We start from the raw sequence: 17517 nt of genomic DNA on the forward strand, positions 1-17517 counted from the left end.
CGGGCTCCCGGGCGACCGTGCGCCCCGCCGCTTTGGCCCGCTGTCCGCGCTCAGAACCCCGGCAGGCCCGCCGGCCAGGGGAACCGGACGCAGGTCTGCTGGTCGCCGACCCACTGGGTGACCCAGTCGCCGAGATTCATGGGGACGCACCACTCGACGTCGTTCATCAGCACGTCGCCGGGCAGCGGGGACGGGGGAGGCACCGGCGGGTCGGTGCCGGCCGGCGGCTCGGGCTGCGCCGGCGCCGGCTCCGAAGGGCTCGGCTCGATCGGGTCCGGCGCCGTGGGGCCGAGGTCGGTCGGGTCCGGCGCCGTCGGGTCGGGTTGTGCCGGGTCCGGCTTCGCGAACATTTTCGAGCGGAACACTTTCGAGGACTCCGGGTTGTCCTCGCACTGCCACACCCCGTGCGGGCAGTAGTCTGTGATCGTCTGGTAGAGCGGCTGGTGACGGTCGATCCACTCGAGCATGCGGCGCATGTACTCGGGATTGTCACCGTTCCGGAAAAGCCCCCATTCCGGATACGAGATCGCCTTGTCGTGAGCCGCGGCGAACTCGACCTGCGCCCGCAATCCGTACGGAGCATTCACCTGTTCGTCGAACGTCCCGCCCGGAGGCTGGTCGTACGAGTCCATCCCGATGATGTCCACCACGTCGTCGCCGGGATAGCACTCGGTCCAGGGAATGGCGTCCAGACCGCGATTCGGAGCGAAGTCGAATCGGAACTCCTGCCCCGGGACGGAACGCATGGCCGTGACGATACGGTTCCAGTACTCTTTCCACGCCTCGGGGTCCGGCGCGCAACGGTGCGTGTACGTCGTGCCGTTCATCTCCCAGCCGAGGACGATCACCGTGTCGGTGGCGCCGAGATCGACCAGGCGCTGCGCCAGAGTCCTGAAGTGCTTGTCGAAACCGCCCTCGGCGCCGGCGCGCAGCAGCGCCCGGACCGCCGCGTCGGGCAACCGCGCCTCGCTGCGCTCCAGCATCGGGACGTTGAGCACGAACAGCCGGTCGGCCGCCCCGCGCCGCCAGTCGGCCCACGGGCGCAGGAAGTCGACCTGGCCCTCGATGTTGGCCCACCGGTCACCGGGGAGATACGTGTGAGCGACCCTCAGCTCCCGGCCCCCCAGCCAGCGGGAGAGCTCGGCCATGCGCTCGACTCCGGGCGGGCCGTAGTGGAGATACGCACCGACGGCGACTGACGAGTCGCCCGGAGCGTCGGGACTGTCGTTGTCGGCGGGTGCCGCACCCGCCGTTCCGGACATCGCGCCGGCGACAAGGAGACCGGCAGTAACCGACCCGATGCCCGCGCGGATGAAACGATGCCGTGGTGGCATGAATTCCTCCTCTGTACGGCCCGTTCAGGGATGGCTCGACCGTAGGCAGAAAGTCCTACGAATGGTCGGCCTGAGGAGGCGTCAGTGGGCCATTAGCGAATTGATGCGCTCCAGTCAGGACCATCCAGGTGAAAGAAATGACTCGAATGCCGACCACCGGTCCGGACGTACCCGCCGTGGTGCTCCGGCTGGACCGGAACCCGTTTCACCACGGCACGTTGGGCGCCGTCAGATCGCTGGGGCGGGCGGGGGTGGAGGTCCACGCCGTCGTCGAATCGGCCCGCAGTCCGGTGACCCGGTCCCGCTACCTGCACCGGGCCCACGTCCGGCCACCCGGCGACCTCTGCCCCGACGCCTTCGTCGAGTTGCTGCTCGGCGTCTCGGAGCGGATCGGCAGACGCGCCGTACTGATCGCGATGGACGACCTCAGCGCCCTCAGCATCGCCGCCCAAGCACCGCGCCTCGCCTCCCGCTTCGTCTTCCCCGAGCAGGCCGCCGACGCCACGGCCGCCCTCGCCGACAAGGAAGAACTGGTGCGGCTGTGCGCCAGAGCCGGTATCGCGCACCCCGAGACGATCGTGCCCGGCAGCGCCGCAGAGGCGGCCGCGGCGGTACGGCGGCTCGGGCTGCCGCTGATCGCCAAGTGGAGCAGGCCGTGGCTGCTGGACCCGCGGACGGGGCTGCGCAGTACCAGCCTGGTGACCTCACCGGCAGAGGCGGAGCGGCTGTTCCGGCGCAGCGGAGAGGCCGGCAGCCGGTTGCTGCTCCAGCGGCATCTGCCCGACGGGCCGCACTCCGACTGGTTCTTCCACGGCTACTTCTCCCGTGCCTCGCTCTGTCTGCTCGGCGGCACCGGCCGCAAGGAGCTCGCCTGGCCACCGGAGGCCGGGCTGACCGCGAAGGGCCGCTGGCAGCACAACGACGAGGTGCGGGGCGCTGCCCTGAGGCTGGTCGCGCAGTCCGGCTACCGGGGCGTCCTCGACCTGGACTTCCGGCGGGACCCGGCAGGCGGCGCGTACCGCCTCCTCGACGTCAACCCGCGGCCGGGCGCGCAGTTCCGGCTGTTCACCGACGAGTGCGGGCTCGACGTCGTGCGGTCCCTCTACCTGGACCTCACCGGCCGGCCGGTGCCGTCGGCTCCCGGTCGGCCGGGACGGGTCTTCGTCGCGGAGAACTACGCGCTGCTGTCGGCGCTCGCCGGCCCCCGGAGGCCGCCGCAGAGGCGGTCCCGCGCCGCCCGGCGCGGCGTCGAGACCGCCTGGTTCGCGGGCGACGACGTCCTGCCGTTCCTGGCCATGACCGCCGCCTGGCTGCGGCGCGGACTGGTCAAGGGCACCGACCGGGTGCGACCGCTGCCACGGCGGCGGCCCGCGCCTCCACCGGCCGCACCGGAGGCCGACACAGAGGGAGCGAGAACCGCGTCATGTACGACTTGGCAGTGATCGGCGCCGGCCCGTACGGGCTGTCCGTCGCGGCCCATGCCGCAGCGGCCGGGATGAGCCTGCGGGTGTACGGCAGAACCATGGCGTCCTGGCGGGACCACATGCCCGAGGGCATGTACCTGAAGTCGGAGCCGTGGGCCTCCGACCTGTCCGACCCCGCGGCCAAGTACACCCTCGGCGACTACGCGGCCGTCCGCGGGTTCGAGGCGGCGCACGGCCGGCCCCTCCCGATCGGCACCTTCGCCGAGTACGGGATGTGGTTCGCCGAGCACGCGGCTCCGCCCGTCCACGAACAGACCGTCACCCGCGTGAGCCCGGCCGCCGGCTGCTTCCGCGTAGAGACCGCGGAGGGCGACGGCATCGAGGCCCGTGCCGTGGCGCTCGCCGTGGGTGTCATGCCCTTCCGGCGCATCCCCGGGCCGCTCGCGGGACTGCCCCCCGAGCTCTGCTCGCACAGTAGCGGCGACCGGGACCCGGGCGGATTCGGCGACCTGGACGTCACCGTGATCGGCGCCGGCCAGGCCGCCCTGGAGACGGCGACGCTGCTCGCCGAGCACGGGGCGAGACCGCGACTGGTGGCCCGTGCGGACCGGCTCAGGTGGAACACCGTGCCTGTGCCCCAGCAGCGCGGGGGGCTCAGCGCACTGCGCACCCCGCTCAGCGGGCTGGGCAGCGGCTGGACCACCTGGGCGTGGTCGCGGTTGCCCGGCGCGGTCGGCCGGCTCCCGGCGGGCCTGCGTGAACGCCTCACCGACGGCGCCCTCGGACCGGCCGGCGCGTGGTGGCTGCGGGAGCGCTACGAGCAGCGGGTCCCCGAACTGCTCGGCCACAGCCTGCACGGCGCCTCCGTGCGCCCGGACGGCCGGGTCCGGCTGGAGCTGGACACACCCGACGGCGGCACCCGCACCCTCGACACCGGCCATGTCGTCGCGGCGACCGGCTTCACTCCCGACCTGGACCGGCTGCGCCTGCTCGAGCCCGGCGTCAGACAGGCGCTCAGGAGGACCGGCACCAGCCGGGCGCCGGCGCTGACCGCGTGCCTCGAGTCCAGCTGTCCGGGCCTGTTCTTCGCGGGGCTGCTGACCGCCCCGTCGTTCGGCCCCGCCATGCGGTTCGTGTACGGGACGGGGTTCGCCGCCGCGCGGCTCGTCGACGGGGTGCGGCGGCGGCTGCGCCGGTGACGCGCCGGGGACCTCAGACCGAGTGCCGGTCGTAGAGCCAGCCCCGCCGGGGAGACGCGGGCCGTCCGGCCGCGCCCCCGGCGCCCGGTGGGGGAGGCGGGGACGGGAAGAGGCTCAGCCGGGTCCACTCCCCGTCCGGCCGGCCCGGCATGGTCCGGCCCGCGGCCGCCCACTCGCGCGCCAACTGGTCGTAGATGGGGCTGCACCCGGGGGGTGCGGCCGCCGGGTCCGTGCTCGTCTGGACGCGCTGCCACCGGGCGGGCGCGGAGATTCCTGCCATACGATCGCCAACGCGCGCCGGGGACCGGAAGTCACTGCCGGGGAGCGGCGGTGGGGGACGGAAGGAACGGCCTTTCGAGCCGGTCACCCGCGGCGGTGAGATTCACCCGTACGGCATGGGGCGTGCCGCGGCCCGCCGACCGCCGCCGACCCGAAAATACGCATCAACGGGTGCGGAAAAGAGGATCAATGCGACACATGGCGACCGTACTGCTGCCGGCCCTGCTCATGAGCCTCACCGCGTGCCAGGGCACCACGCCCGGCCCGGAGCCGGTGTCCGGTCCGCGCGGCACGGCCCGCGCCCCCGCCGCGCCGGCCGGCTACGGGGACGGCGCCGACATCGGCGGCCCCCGGCTCGGCGAGCATCTGCGGATCACCCTGCACGGCTTCGTCGACCCCGCCGTGGCCGTCGAAGCCACGCCGCGGCCGGCGGCCGGCCACCGGTGGGTCGGCGCCGAGGTCACCCTCGCCAACATCGGGGGCACCGCCCACACCTCCCCGCTGACCGAGGCATGGGTCGTCGACGACGGAGGCGGGCGTCACCCGGCAGTCCGCTCGGGGGAGATCACCACCGGCCTTTCCCTGGCGGCGGAAGGAACGCTCCCGGTCGGCGAACACAGCACCGGCTGGCTGGTCTTCGAGGTGCCGTTCGGTGCCCGTGCCGTACGGCTGCACTGCACGGTCGGCACGGAGGAACGCAGCTGGCGGCTCTGAACCCCCCGCTGCCGGGCCGCCGCGCACCCGCGGCGGCAGTTTGCGGCCCGGTTCCCCCGTCCAGGTGAACGAGGCACGGGGGCAGGCCGGAGCGCCACTAGGGTGCCGAGCCATGACCACAGCGAACACCCCCCAAGCCGCCGCGAACCGGAGCCGGCTGGGCACCCTCTCCCTGCTTGCCTGGACCGGCGACCCCGCACAGGGGCACGACACCCCCTACCTGCTCACCTACTCCCTCGGCGACGGCAGCGAAGGCCCTGAGGCGGGGGAGGAGGCCGCCCTCGCGATGATCGATGAGCTCGGACTCACCGTCGGCGACGAGATGCACGACCACACCCGCGACGGCGCGCACCCCATCCAGCTGCTGGTCGAGGCCGGCCAGGCCGTCGTCAACATGCCCTACCTCAACGCCCAGTGCCCCGCGCCGCCCGAGTGGCTGGCCGCCGTGGAGAAGCGCGGCCATGCGCACTTCATGATCGCCAGCCGCCCGTGGCCCGAGGGCAAGCCGGGCGAGCCCGTCACCGACGAGGCGTTCCAGTCCTTCCTCGGTGACGAGACGACGCTCACCACCTCCGCCCACGTCCTGCTGCCGGTGTCGCAGCTGCGCCGCTGAGTCCTCAGGGGGCCTTGAAGGCGAAGCGCAGTGACCGGACCCGGTTGTCGAAGCTGGAGTCCACCAGGTCCGGCGGGCCCACCGCACGAAGATCCCCGGACCTGCTGAGCAGTTCACGGAACAGGGCCTTCATCTCCTGCCGCGCCAGGTGGGCGCCCAGGCAGTGGTGCGGCCCGCCGCCGCCGTACCCCAGATGCGGGTTGGGGTCACGGGTGATGTCGAAGACGTCCGGGTCCTCGAAGACGGCCTCGTCGCGGTTGGCCGACGCGTAGAACAGCACCACCTTCTCGCCGGGACGGAAGACGTGGCCGCCGAGCTCGCACTCGGTGGCCACGGTGCGGCGGAACTGGATGATCGGCGTCGAGTGGCGGACGATCTCCTCCACCGCCCCGTCCGCGTACGTGTCGAAGTCCGCCTCCAGCAGCGCCCGCTGGTCCGGATGCTCGCTCAGCAGCGTCAGCCCGTGGGCGATCGCGTTGCGCGTCGTCTCGACGCCCGCGACCAGCAGCAGCGAGAAGAACGCCCCCAGCTGCCGGGAGTTCAGCGCCTGCCCGTCCACGTCCGCGCACACCAGGGCCGAGACCAGGTCGCCCCTGGGGCTGCGGCGTCGCTCCCGGGCCAGTCGCGCCATCACCAGCTGCATGTGGGCCAGGGCGCGCAGCCCGCGTCCCGGCATCCGCAGCCGGTGCCGCAGCCCGCGCTCCACGCCCACGTTCTCGGAAGCCGCGTCGATACGGGCGCCGATCTCGGCCCGGTCGTCGTCCGGGACGCCCATCAGGTCGCAGATCACCTCGAACGGCATACGCGAGGCGACCGAGGGGACGAAGTCCTCCGGCCGACGCTCCAGCATCTCGTCCACGATACGCCGGGCGACTTCGCGCACGTTCTCCTCTGCCGCGGCGAGCAGCCTCGGCGTGAACGAACGCGCCACGATCCGGCGCAGGCCGGCGTGTTCCGCACCGTCCATGTTGACCATGGAGTTCCCGAAGACCGCCTTCGCCCAGCCGGCCGGTTCCGGCGTCGTGACGCCCGGCGCGCTGGCGAAGTCACGCGGCCGCCGGCTGGCCTGCGTCACATCGGCGTGCCGGACCAGCGCGTAGAACCCCGGCCGCTGCCCGCACAGCACAGGGGCGTCGCGTCTGCGCAGTTCGGCGAAGGCCGCGAGCCGGGCGGGACGCGGCAGCCGCCAGAACGACGGGTCGGACGGATCTGGGTCGGACGGGTGCGCTGCGGGCCGTGCAGCGGACCGGCCGGGATTTCCCGTGACCACGGCAACCTCCAAGGGTCCAAAGTCACATGGTGGCCCATCGCGCGTCAGCTGCCGTCCCGCCATTGCTGCGGACGGGGGAAATCTGCGCGGATCGGCGCCTTCGGATCTTTGTCCAACAAGCGACGGAAGGCCCGTTCAGTACAAGAGGGGACGTACCCACGATGAAGTCGACCACCCGGCAAGCGCCGGCGGCGGCACTCGCATGCATGGCTTCGGCGGTGGCGGCCGCGCCCGCCGTCGCCGACACCGTGCTGGTCCACGTGCCCCTGGAGAGCCTGGAGACGGCAGTGCCGGTCGAGGCGCCGGAGCTGCGCACCGGTGTGCCGCTGCTGATGCCCGGTGTGCCCGAGGGGCCGCGCCACGTCACGGGGACCCTCCTGCCGGAGGGCATCCTGCCGGCGGTGCCGATCAGCAGCGAACTGCCGCACACGCTGCTCGGACTCCCGGTGGAGAACCCGCTCGGCGAGGGCAACCTCGACGTCGCGCACGCCCTGACCGAGGAGTCGGACATGGAACTGAAGACCCCCGGGGCATCGCTCGGGGCACCGTTGACCGCGCCTTCGGAGGGCGCCTTCGGTCTGCCCGGCCTGGCACTGCCCAGGGCCGGGCTTGACGCACCGGTGCTGCGTGCGGCCCCGGTCTGCTGCTGCGCTGATACCCGAGCGGAGGAGCAACCCTTCGGCGGCGGCCTCGTTGTCAGCACAGGAGCAGCAACGGCAGGTCGCGCGAGGCACCGACGGGAGGGGGCCACGATATGAGCACGCCGGCTGTGAAAGGCGGAAAGGCGGCGGAGGGCGGGTTCGTCCGTCGCCAGGTGTTGCGTGCCCTCTTCACGGTGACCGTGGTCGCGGGCACCGCCGGTGCGCTCGTACCGGTCCTCACCCGACGGGCTCAGGGCGTGCGGGACGCCGCCGGCCCGAACGGGCCGGCGGCGACGCGGCCGTTGGAGCGTTTCGCCGAGATGTACCGGGGGCGGCACATCCAGGGCAGTGCGACCGTGATGGTCCCCGCCGACGGCGGCGACCGGGAAGGCGGGACCACCGCGGACACCGCAGACACCACGGGCACCGCGGGCGGCATCGGCGAGGGCGTTGCCGACGGCACCGCCGGGGACCGGGTCGCGACGGTCCGGCCGGCCGGCGGCGCGCGACTCGTGCCCAGCGTGGAGGTCCGCATCGACGGCCGCCCGCTCCATGTCATGCGACGCGCCGACGGCACGTATCTGAGCCTGGTGAACCACTACGAGTCGTTCCCGACCCTGCGTGACGTGGCCCGTGCCGCCGTCGACGAACTGGGCGACGCCCAACTGTCGCTGACCCCCATGCACAGCGTCTGATCCGGGAGGGCCGTACCCGTGTACACCCGCAAGAACCAGCGGAACCTGACCTCTTCGGAGAAGCGGCGGCTGGTCGGAGCTCTGCTCGGCCTCAAGCGCTCCGGCCGCTACGACGAGTTCGTCAGGATGCACGGCGAGTACTACGTCACCGACGCGGAGGACAGGCCGCGGGCGGCCCATATGACGCCGTCGTTCTTCCCCTGGCACCGCCGGTTCCTGCTGGAGTTCGAACGGGCGCTGCAGAAGATCGACGACGGTGTGTCCGTCCCGTACTGGGACTGGACGACGGACAACTCGCCCACGTCCTCCCTCTGGGCCGACGATCTGATGGGCGGCACCGGCCGCCGCAGCGACCGGCAGGTCATGACCGGGCCCTTCGCCTACGCGGGCGGCCAGTGGCGCATCAACGCCCGTGTCTCCGAGGGCGACTACCTCACCCGCGACCTGGGCCGGCCGCGCGACCCGGTGTCGCTGCCGACGAAGAGCGAAGTGGCGGAGGCGCTGGACGACCCTGCTTACGACGCGCCGCCGTGGGACTCCACGGCGGCCACCGGTCTCCGCAACCGGATGGAGGGCTGGAGCGCCGGGGGCCCGGAACGCTGGCGCCTCCACAACAAGGTCCACCGCTGGGTCGGGGGCCTGATGACGGGCGCCACCTCGCCGGACGACCCGGTCTTCTGGCTCCACCACGCGTACGTGGACCTGCTGTGGACGCGCTGGCAGCAGACGCACCCCGCGTCCGGCTATCTGCCGCGCAAGCGGCTCCCGGAGTCCGATCCGCAGTACGGGCGGGTGTTCGCCGCCGACGATCCGATGCCGCCGTGGGACGTGAAGCCGTCGGCACTGTTCGACCACACCCGCTGGTACCACTACGCCTGACGTAGGCCCCCTGCATCGCCATGCCTGCGCCCTGACGTAGGCCTGCACCGCCAGGCCCGCACCGCGCTGCGCCCCGACGCGCGTGTGCCGGTGTCCGCGTGCCAGGACACGGCCGCGGCCTCCTCCGCACGGGGCGGAGGAGGCCGCAGTCATGTCCGGCGTGGGGTCAGAGGCCGTAGGCGCCTCCGTCGGCGTTGACGCACGTGTTGCCGAACGTCGGGTTGAGCAGGGCGATCACGTTCACGGTGTTGCCGCAGACGTTGACCGGCACGTGCACGGGCACCTGGGCCATGTTGCCGGACAGGACGCCGGGGGAGCCCACAGCGGCACCGTGCGCTCCGGCGTCGGCGGCAGCCAGGCCGGTGCCGCCGGCCAGGATGGCACCCGCGCCGGCGACTACGGCGGCTGCCTTCGCGATACGCGACATCAACTTCTCCTTGCAGAACAGGAGAGCGGCCGCAGGATTGCGGCCAGCACGTACCGTTCAACGCCGGAAGCGATGGGGCGGTAACGGATCAAATGCAAACTTGTCCCGGCAGCCTCTCAGGCACCTGTGGTCCGGCGCTCGCGTCGTAGGACGCGCAGGGCCCCGTTGGTCGTCCGTGAAGGGCGGTCCGATCCGTCTCTGCGGTCACAGTCAGGCTTCATCGATCGTTTGTTCGGTTCCGGCGGTACCGTGAAGACATGGCAGCACATCTCCAGCGATCCCTCTTCGACCAGACCGACGAGATCCGGCTCGGTCCGCTCGACGCCGTCCACCGCACGGTGCTCGGCGACGGGGCCTGGATCGACACGCTGCCCGGCTGGCTCACCGGCGCCGACGCGCTCTTCGACGAGCTCGTCGGCCGGGTGCCGTGGCGGGCCGAGCGCCGGCAGATGTACGAGCGGGTGGTCGACGTGCCACGACTGCTCGCCCACTACGGCGAGGACGACCCCCTCCCGCATCCCGTCCTCCACCAGGGACGCGACGCCCTCTCACGGCACTACGCGCAAGAGCTGGGCGAACCGTTCCGCACCGCCGGGCTCTGCTACTACCGGGACGGCCGGGACAGCGTCGCCTGGCACGGCGACACCATCGGCCGCGGCTCGCGGGAGGACACCATGGTCGCCATCCTGTCCGTCGGCGCCCCGCGCGAGCTGGCGCTCCGGCCGCGGCGGGGCACCGCCGCACCCGTGCGCAAGGCACTCGGCCACGGCGACCTGATCGTGATGGGCGGCACGTGCCAGCGGACCTGGGAGCATGCCGTCCTCAAGACGGCGCGCCCCGTCGGCCCGCGCATCAGTATCCAGTTCCGCCCGCGGGGGGTCCGTTAGGCCCGTTCAGGGGGTGCGGCGTACGGCCCGGCCCGCGAGCACGTCCGTGCGGGTCCCGTCCTCGACGACGAACCGGCCGTCGATCAGCACGTACGGAATGCCGACCGGCGGCGTGCGGGGCTCCTCGAAGGTCGAGCCCGCCGCCACCGTCTCCGGGTCGAAGAGCACCAGATCGGCTCGGTACCCCTCGCGGACCAGCCCGCGGTCGGGCAGCCGCAGCCGGGCAGCGGGCCGCGAGGTCAGATGCGCCACGGTCTCCTCCAGCGACAGGATGCCCAGCTCGCGCGCGTACCTGCCCAGATAGTGGGGGAACGTGCCGTACGCCCGGGGATGCGGCTTGTCGCCCTGGAGGATGCCGTCGCTGCCGCCGGTGTGGACCCGGTGGCGCATGATCTGCCGCACGTTCTCCTCATGGCCGACGTGCTGCAGGATCGTCGAAGCGAGCCGGTCCTCGATCAGCAGCCGCCGTGCCGTCACCCAGGGCGCCTCGCCGCGTTCGTCGGCCGACTGCCGGATCGTCCGGCCCACATGGCCGGCGACGGCGGGGTTGACGACGCCGGAGATCTCGACGCTGTCCCACTCGATCGGGACCCCGTGGCAGCCGTCGGAGCCCACCACCTCGAGGTGGTGCCGGATCCGCTCCGCCGTCCCCTCGTCCCGCAGCCGCGCCAGCACCGCGTCCGGCCCGCCCTCACCCGCCCAGCTCGGGAGCATCGCCGCGAGCGTGGTGCAGCCGGGGGTGTACGGATAGGTGTCCAGACTGATGTCCGCGCCGCCGTCCAGCGCGGCGTCCAGCAGTGCGAGCAGATCGGGCGCCCGGCCCTTGTTCACACCGAAGTTCATGGTGGCGTGCGCGAGATGCAGGGCGCAGCCGGCTTTGCGGGTGAGCTCGACCATCTCCTCGTACGCCTGGAGCGCCCCGGCGCCGTACGAACGGTGGTGAGGGCAGTAGTAACCGCCATACTCCGCGACGACACGGCACAGCCCGGCGAGCTCGGAGTCCTTCGCGTACATGCCCGGGGTGTACGTCAGCCCCGACGACATGCCGACCGCGCCCTGTGCCATGCCCTCGGCCACCAGTCGCTTCATCCGGGCCAGCTCGGTGTCGGTGGGCGGCCGGTCCTGCCAGCCCATCACGTGCATACGGACGGTGCCCTGCGGGATCAGATACGCGGCGTTGACCGCGATGCCCCGGCCGCCGAAATTCCGGTCGAGACGGTCCAGGTACTCGCCGACCGTGCGCCAGTCGAAGTCGATGTCCGACCCGTCGCCGTTCCACCCCGTGATCGCCTCGCGCACGGCGGCGAGCGTCGTGTCGTCGACGGGCGCGTACGACAGTCCGTCCTGCCCGAGCACTTCGAGCGTCACGCCCTGCGCGGCCTTCGCGGTGTGCTCCGGGTCGCGGAGCAGGGCGAGATCGGAGTGGGCGTGCATGTCGATGAAGCCCGGGGAGAGGGCGAGTCCGTGGGCGTCGAGCGTCCGGGCGCCCGACAGGGCCGGCCGGCCGGGGCGGCGTATCTCGGCGACACGGCCGTCCCGGACGCCGACGTCGGCACGGTAGGAGGCGCCGCCGGTGCCGTCGACGACGCGGGCGTCTCGGATGACGAGGTCCATGAGGGCCTTTCGGAGCCGGTGCGGGTGCGTTGTGTCGCGGGCGGTGCCTGCGGCGGGCTGTTTCCCATCCCGCCCCGCCCCATCCCGCCCCGCCCCTCCCCGGGCCGGGGCTCGCCCGGACCCGTACCGCGCCGGGCGCGGTGTCCTCGGTCTCCTCCTACGGCCTGGCGGCCGTGGGAGGTACCCCCGGGCCGGGCTGCACAGCAGCCTCGCCGGCGTGTGAGTCACGGGGGTCCGGGCTCGGAGCCCGGCAGGTCAGAAGAACGTGCGGACGAAGTCGGCCACCGTGCCGTCCGACTCCACCACCGGGATCAGCTGCCACTTGTCGAACGACGTGCACGGATGCGACAGCCCCATCCCCACCCAGTCGCCCACCTCCAACTCCGTGTCCGGCGCCGTGCGGAGCCAGCCGTGCTGGTCGGAGAGGGCGGTCACCGTGATGCCGGCGGCCGGGCGTGTGACGCCCGTGCGGGCGGAGCGGACGACCTGCGCCTCGGGGAGATCGAGATCGTACGCGGCGTCCCGCTTGCCCGCGTTGACGAACGCCTGCTCGGCGGTGGGACGTGAGACGACCTGGGCCCACAGCCGGAAGGCCGGCTGGAGCGTGCCCTCCTGCGGGACCCGGTTGAAGGGCGAGAGGTGTTGGTAGTGGCCGTCGTCGTGCGACACGTACGCGCCGGAGCGGAGCAGCTTCAGGACCGGGGCGGAGAGTTCCGGGATGTCCTCGAAGACCTCCGCGACGGCGTCGAACCACGCGCTGCCGCCCGCGCTGACCACGATCTCGTCCGCCGCGCCGAAGCGCCCGGCCTTGTCGAAGTCCGCTGCCAGTGCGACGAGCCGGCGCAGCCAGTCGCGCACCCGGTCGCCGTCGGCCTGCGGTACCTCGCCCTCGTAGCCCGCGACGCCGACCAGGCGCAGCGTCGTCGACGCGGCGACCGCGTCGGCGACGGCGGCGCAGTCGGCCTCCGTGCGGGCCCCTGTGCGGGCACCGTCACCCGCGCCCAGCTCGACGACGACGTCCAGCGGGCGGGACACGCCGCGCAGGGCCTCTTCCATCAGCTCGACACCGCGGACGGAGTCGACGTAGCAGATGAGCCGGAACCGCGGGTCTGCGTCGAGTTCTCCGGCGATCCAGCGCAGGGCGGCCGCGTCGACGACCTCGTTGGCGAGGAAGATCCGCCGGATCCCGTACGCGCGGTAGACGCGGACCTGGTGGGGGACGGCCGCGGTGATGCCCCAGGCGCCGTGCTCCAGCTGGCGCACGAAGAGCTGCGGCGACATCGACGTCTTGCCGTGCGGGGCGAACGCGAGGCCGTGGCGCTGCGAGTAGGTCTCGAGCAGGGCCAGGTTGTGCTCGACGGACTCGGCCGACAGCGCCAGGACGGGGGTGGTGAATCCGCCGGTGAAGAGATTGCGCCGGGAGGCCGCGAGTTCGCCGACGGTGAGGCCGGTTGCGTCGGGCGGGAGCGCCTTGAAGCGGTGGTCCACCGGTTCGTCGGCGAGCCGTGAGACGGCGTTGTCGGCTGCCATGGAAGCCCTCCTCTATGGCGTTGCAGTACGCGCAACATCCATTGCGTATTTCGCTCGCTGCTGTCTAACATCCGAGCCGAGCAGGGTCAATGGGCCCGGCGACCGATCAGCGAGGGGCCACGCGATCATGACCGCGAGCGTGCACGGACCGGTGGACGTCGTCTGCCTCGGCGAGTCCATGGTCGCGTTCCTGCCCACCCGCGCGGGCCGCCTCGCCGATGTGCCGTCGTACCTGCGCGGCATCGGCGGCGCGGAGTCCAATGTGGCCTGTGCGCTCGCGGCCGCGGGCCATCGCACCCGCTGGGTGGGCCGGGTCGGCGCGGACGGCTTCGGCCGGCACCTGGTGGAGGCCATCGGCGCGTACGGGGTCGACACGTCGGCCGTGGCACGTGACCCGCACCGTCCGACGGGGGTCTACTTCCGTACGGCGACCGACCGGGCGACGGACGCGCACGAGGTCGTCTACTACCGCGCCGGTTCCGCGGCGTCGGCGATGTCCCTTGCGACCGTGCCGTACGACGCCCTGTGGTCGGGCCGGGTGCTGCACCTCTCCGGCATCACGGCCGCGCTGTCGCCGGACTGCCTCGCCCTGCTGCACGACCTCACGGCCCGGCGGGAGAACCGCCCCCTGGTCTCGTTCGACGTGAACCACCGCCCCGCGCTGTGGCGTGATTCCGAAAGGGCCCGGGTCCTGCTGGACCTGGCGCGCGGCGCGGACGTCGTGTTCGTCGGGGAGGACGAGGCGGAGGAGGCATGGGGCCTGCGGGGCCCGGACGCGGTCCGGGCGGCGCTGCCGGACCCGGCGGTACTGGTCGTGAAGCAGGGCGCGGCGGGCGCGGTGGCGTTCACCCGCGGCGCTCCCCCCTCCCCGCGCGGCGGACACGCACCCGCGACCAGCTCCGGCACCGGCACCCCCGACACCGTCGTCCACGCCCCCGCCCCCCGTGTCGCCGTCACCGCCCCCGTCGGCGCCGGTGACGCCTTCGCCGCCGGGTTCCTCGCCGCGACGCTGCGCGGTCTGGACGGGCGAAAGCGGCTGCGGCACGGGCATCTGTGGGCCGCCGCCGCGCTCACCGTCCCCGGGGACCTGGCACCGCCGCCGCGTGCCGCGCACGCCGACCGGCTCGTCGCACTGGACGACGACGCCTGGGGGAGACTGCACCTCGGCCCCGGGTGGACGGCGGACGGGGACGACCAGGAGGTACGTACGCCATGAGCCAGACCGTCGACCGCGCGCTGAGCATCCTTCCGCTGCTCGCGGAGGGGCCGGCCGACCTCGGGAAGGTCGCCGACCGTCTCGGTGTCCACAAGTCCACCGCGCTGCGGCTGCTGCGCACCCTGCACGAGCACGGCCTCGTCCACCGCCAGCAGGACCAGCGCTACCGCCTCGGCGCCCGGCTGTTCGCGCTGGCGCAGGAGGCCGTCGAGAACCTCGACGTGCGCGAGATCGCCCACCCCCATCTCGTCTCCCTCAACGAGCAGATCGGGCACACCGTCCATCTCGCCGTGTACGAGGAGAACGAGGTGCTCTACATCGACAAGGTCGAGAGCCGCTACCCGGTGCGGATGTACTCCCGTATCGGCAAGCCCGTCGCGATCACCGTCGCGGCCGTGGCGAAGCTGCTGCTCGCCGATCTGCCGGAGGCCGAGCGGCGCGCACTCGCCGAGAGGCTCGACTTCCCCATGTACACGCCCCGTTCGATCCCGAACGCCGCCGCGTTCCTCAAGGAACTGGCGTCCGTGCGCGAACAGGGCTGGGCCACCGACCTGGGTGGCCACGAGGAGTCCATCAACTGCGTCGGGGCCCCGATCCGCGGTGCGGACGGCCGCGTCGTCGCCGCCATGTCGGTGTCCGCACCGAACGTCGTCGTCACGGCCGACGAGCTTCTCGCCCTCCTCCCGCTGGTGCGCCGCACCGCCGACGCCATCACCCGGGAGTACTCAGGACAGACCCCCCGACAGGAAGCACGCGCATGACCGAGAAGACCGCCCTCACCCCGAGCACCCACTCCGCGCCGCCCGCCAGGTTCTCCCACGGTGTCCGCAAGGGCAGCATCCTCCAGGTCGCCGGACAGGTCGGGTTCCTGCCCGCCGTGGCGGGCCGGGCGCCCACCCCGGCCGGACCGACCCTGCGCGAGCAGACCCTCCAGACCTTCGCCAACGTCCAGGCGATCCTCGAGGAGGGCGGCGCGAGCTGGGACGACGTGGTGATGATCCGCGTCTACCTCACGGACACCGACCACTTCGCCGAGATGAACGAGATCTACGACGAGTACTTCGCCGGTCTGACGGTGGAGCCCGCCGCCCGTACGACCGTCTACGTCGGCCTCCCGGCCGGCCTGCTCATCGAGATCGACGCCCTGGCGGTCCTGGACTGATCCCGCTGCGCCGGCAGTCGCCCGCTCCCGGAGAAGACCGTGCGGCGGTTCCCTCGCGAGGGGACCGCCGCACGACCCTTTCGAGAGCGGGCGGGCCGGGGCCGGGTCAGGAGCAGTACTGCTGTTCCTTGCCGATGGACCGGTACATGCAGTCGGAGTTCTCCAGCAGTTGCAGCACCGCGTCGCGGTTGCGGGCGGTCTCGCGCTCGATCACCTCGTCGGGCGGGTAGAAACCGCCGCCGCCCCAGCCCGACGGGTACATCTCGAAGGTGTAGCCGAAGATCCGCTGGTCCCCCCACAGCCAGTCGTCGATCGAGCCGTCGGTGATGTACAGGTCGCTCGCCTGCTCGGCCGTGTATCCGTTGCTCGCGGCCATCTTCCGCCCGACGGCGGCGAAGGCGTCCCGGTCGTCCTGGGTCATACCGGGCGCGGTGTCCGAGTAGGTCCAGCCGTACGGCCAGAGCACCAGCTCGCTGTAGGTGTGGAAGTCGATGCCCGTGGCGATCTGCTGCTTCCCGCCGACGACGCGGCTGCGGACGAAGTCGGCGACGACCTTCACCTCGGGCGCGGACTCGGCGACGCGGCCGCGGTACGTGTCGGAGCTCGGGGAGCCTGAGGAGCCGCCGCAGCAGCCCCACTTGTAGTCCCAGTTGCGGTTCATGTCGGTGCCGACGTACGAGGAGCCGGAGTTGGGCTGCCGGTTCTTGCGCCAGCTGCGGTAGCGGCCGGTGGCGATGTCGTACTCGCCGCCGTCCGGGTTGAGGTCCGGGATGATCCAGATCTCGCGGCCGTCGACGGCGTCGGTGATCCGCCGGTCGCTGCCGTAGTCCTCGCCGAACTCGCGCAGCAGGTAGAGCGCCATCTCTACGGTGAGGTGCTCGCGGGCGTGCTGGTGATGGGTGAAGAGGACCTCGGGTTCGTTCTCGTCGGCCGCCACGTTGTCGCTGATCTTGATGGCGACGATGTCGCGGCCCTGGTAGCTCCTGCCGATGACCCGCTTGCTCATGATGCTCGGGTACTGCGCCACCCGCTGGTCGATCTCCGCGGTCATCTCCGCGTAGTTGTGGTAGCGGGAGTCGGCGGACGGGAAGTCGAACGGCTTCACGTCCGCCGCCGCGCCGTGCCGGTGAGGCGGCGCGGGCAGCGCCTCCAGCGTGTGTCCGAGGGCGCGCAGCCGCTTGGCCTGCGCGGTGTCGGCGCTGACGACGACTGTGTGGTCGTCGGCCTCGTCGATCGACACACCGGTGCGGGCGATGGCGGTCCGGTCGGCGACCGTGTCGGGTCCGTGGATCAGATACTGCCTGGTCTGCTGGTTCTCCTCGGCGGTGGCCGGGGCCGGCCGGTCCGCGGGAGGCGACGCGTTGGCGCTGATGGGCGCCGCCACGGCGAGCGCGAGGACGGCCGCGAGGGTGGCGGCCTTCCCGCGGTTCGCCCGTATGCGAAGTCGCATGCTGTCTCCTGGGTGGGGAGTTGTGGGGGTGTGCCAGTAGCGACGTGCGGATGGGGCGTGTTCGCGCTCATCGTCGATCGATGGCATGCACTCGTCAAGTACAAGTTCGGTCAATCGCGCGACGAATGCCCCGGTCCGGTGTGACGGGCGACGGACGCACCCCTTGCGCGATCACCCGCGCAC

General features: G+C 72.4%; 18 protein-coding genes. 11 read left to right on the plus strand and 7 right to left on the minus strand.

Annotation, left to right across the window (positions count from 1 at the left end; all coding sequences use genetic code 11):
• Positions 1–50 precede the first annotated feature (50 nt).
• A complete protein-coding gene (locus tag AB0903_RS11875; RefSeq protein WP_366701588.1) occupies positions 51–1334 on the minus strand; it encodes a glycosyl hydrolase in 1284 nt (427 codons plus the stop codon).
• 137 nt (positions 1335–1471) lie between these two features.
• Here AB0903_RS11875 and AB0903_RS11880 point away from each other — a divergent pair, with 137 nt between their 5' ends.
• Both AB0903_RS11880 and AB0903_RS11885 read left to right on the plus strand, forming a co-directional pair.
• The gene (locus AB0903_RS11880; protein ID WP_366701590.1) at positions 1472–2776 is read left to right on the plus strand and encodes an ATP-grasp domain-containing protein; all 1305 of its coding nucleotides are present in this window, start codon (positions 1472–1474) and stop codon (positions 2774–2776) included.
• A complete protein-coding gene (locus AB0903_RS11885; protein ID WP_366701592.1) occupies positions 2758–3957 on the plus strand; it encodes an NAD(P)-binding domain-containing protein in 1200 nt (399 codons plus the stop codon). The genes AB0903_RS11880 and AB0903_RS11885 overlap by 19 nt, the downstream gene beginning before the upstream one ends.
• A gap of 13 nt (positions 3958–3970) precedes the next feature.
• Here the strand turns inward: AB0903_RS11885 and AB0903_RS11890 are convergent, their stop codons facing one another.
• On the minus strand, positions 3971–4237 hold the full coding sequence (locus tag AB0903_RS11890; protein WP_366701594.1) for a hypothetical protein: 267 nt from the start codon (positions 4235–4237) through the stop codon (positions 3971–3973).
• 197 nt (positions 4238–4434) lie between these two features.
• Here AB0903_RS11890 and AB0903_RS11895 point away from each other — a divergent pair, with 197 nt between their 5' ends.
• Both AB0903_RS11895 and AB0903_RS11900 read left to right on the plus strand, forming a co-directional pair.
• Positions 4435–4950, plus strand: coding sequence for a DUF4352 domain-containing protein (locus tag AB0903_RS11895; RefSeq protein ID WP_366701596.1), 516 nt, complete (start codon positions 4435–4437; stop codon positions 4948–4950).
• Positions 4951–5062: 112 nt separating this feature from the next.
• Positions 5063–5563, plus strand: coding sequence for a DUF5949 family protein (locus tag AB0903_RS11900; RefSeq protein WP_366701598.1), 501 nt, complete (start codon positions 5063–5065; stop codon positions 5561–5563).
• A gap of 4 nt (positions 5564–5567) precedes the next feature.
• On the opposite strand, the gene AB0903_RS11905 is transcribed toward AB0903_RS11900, so the two are convergent.
• Positions 5568–6845 (minus strand): cytochrome P450, encoded by a 1278-nt coding sequence (locus tag AB0903_RS11905; protein WP_366701600.1) that lies wholly within the window; start codon positions 6843–6845, stop codon positions 5568–5570.
• A gap of 194 nt (positions 6846–7039) precedes the next feature.
• On the opposite strand from AB0903_RS11905, the gene AB0903_RS11910 reads away from it, so the two are divergent.
• From AB0903_RS11910 to AB0903_RS11920, 3 genes are read left to right on the plus strand one after another with little or no spacing between them, the layout of a single operon-like run.
• Positions 7040–7591 carry a hypothetical protein gene (locus tag AB0903_RS11910; protein WP_366701602.1) on the plus strand — a complete coding sequence of 184 codons (552 nt, stop codon included), beginning with the start codon at positions 7040–7042 and terminating at the stop codon, positions 7589–7591.
• Positions 7588–8169, plus strand: coding sequence for a tyrosinase family oxidase copper chaperone (locus AB0903_RS11915; protein ID WP_366701604.1), 582 nt, complete (start codon positions 7588–7590; stop codon positions 8167–8169). The genes AB0903_RS11910 and AB0903_RS11915 overlap by 4 nt, the downstream gene beginning before the upstream one ends.
• A gap of 18 nt (positions 8170–8187) precedes the next feature.
• Entirely contained in the window at positions 8188–9048 is an 861-nt protein-coding gene (locus tag AB0903_RS11920; protein ID WP_366701606.1) for a tyrosinase family protein, read from the plus strand.
• 166 nt (positions 9049–9214) lie between these two features.
• Here AB0903_RS11920 and AB0903_RS11925 read toward each other — a convergent pair whose 3' ends face one another.
• Entirely contained in the window at positions 9215–9475 is a 261-nt protein-coding gene (locus AB0903_RS11925; RefSeq protein WP_366701608.1) for a chaplin, read from the minus strand.
• A gap of 257 nt (positions 9476–9732) precedes the next feature.
• Here AB0903_RS11925 and AB0903_RS11930 point away from each other — a divergent pair, with 257 nt between their 5' ends.
• Entirely contained in the window at positions 9733–10362 is a 630-nt protein-coding gene (locus AB0903_RS11930; protein WP_366701610.1) for an alpha-ketoglutarate-dependent dioxygenase AlkB, read from the plus strand.
• Positions 10363–10368: 6 nt separating this feature from the next.
• Here the strand turns inward: AB0903_RS11930 and AB0903_RS11935 are convergent, their stop codons facing one another.
• Together AB0903_RS11935 and AB0903_RS11940 are read right to left on the minus strand one after the other, a co-directional pair.
• Positions 10369–12204 (minus strand): D-aminoacylase, encoded by a 1836-nt coding sequence (locus tag AB0903_RS11935; protein ID WP_366701612.1) that lies wholly within the window; start codon positions 12202–12204, stop codon positions 10369–10371.
• 27 nt (positions 12205–12231) lie between these two features.
• The gene (locus tag AB0903_RS11940) at positions 12232–13506 is read right to left on the minus strand and encodes an amino acid deaminase (protein ID WP_366701614.1); all 1275 of its coding nucleotides are present in this window, start codon (positions 13504–13506) and stop codon (positions 12232–12234) included.
• 127 nt (positions 13507–13633) lie between these two features.
• Between AB0903_RS11940 and AB0903_RS11945 the strand changes: the two genes are divergently transcribed.
• From AB0903_RS11945 to AB0903_RS11955, 3 genes are read left to right on the plus strand one after another with little or no spacing between them, the layout of a single operon-like run.
• A complete protein-coding gene (locus AB0903_RS11945) occupies positions 13634–14722 on the plus strand; it encodes a sugar kinase (RefSeq protein ID WP_366701616.1) in 1089 nt (362 codons plus the stop codon).
• Positions 14719–15483, plus strand: coding sequence for an IclR family transcriptional regulator (locus tag AB0903_RS11950; RefSeq protein ID WP_366701618.1), 765 nt, complete (start codon positions 14719–14721; stop codon positions 15481–15483). Before AB0903_RS11945 ends, AB0903_RS11950 begins: the two co-directional genes overlap by 4 nt.
• On the plus strand, positions 15480–15884 hold the full coding sequence (locus AB0903_RS11955) for a RidA family protein (RefSeq protein WP_366701620.1): 405 nt from the start codon (positions 15480–15482) through the stop codon (positions 15882–15884). The genes AB0903_RS11950 and AB0903_RS11955 overlap by 4 nt, the downstream gene beginning before the upstream one ends.
• Before the next feature lie 106 nt (positions 15885–15990).
• On the opposite strand, the gene AB0903_RS11960 is transcribed toward AB0903_RS11955, so the two are convergent.
• Entirely contained in the window at positions 15991–17334 is a 1344-nt protein-coding gene (locus AB0903_RS11960; RefSeq protein WP_366701622.1) for a M14 family metallopeptidase, read from the minus strand.
• Positions 17335–17517: the final 183 nt, after the last annotated feature.

This window comes from Streptomyces sp. NPDC048389, from assembly GCF_040706335.1.
Lineage (GTDB): Bacteria > Actinomycetota > Actinomycetes > Streptomycetales > Streptomycetaceae > Streptomyces.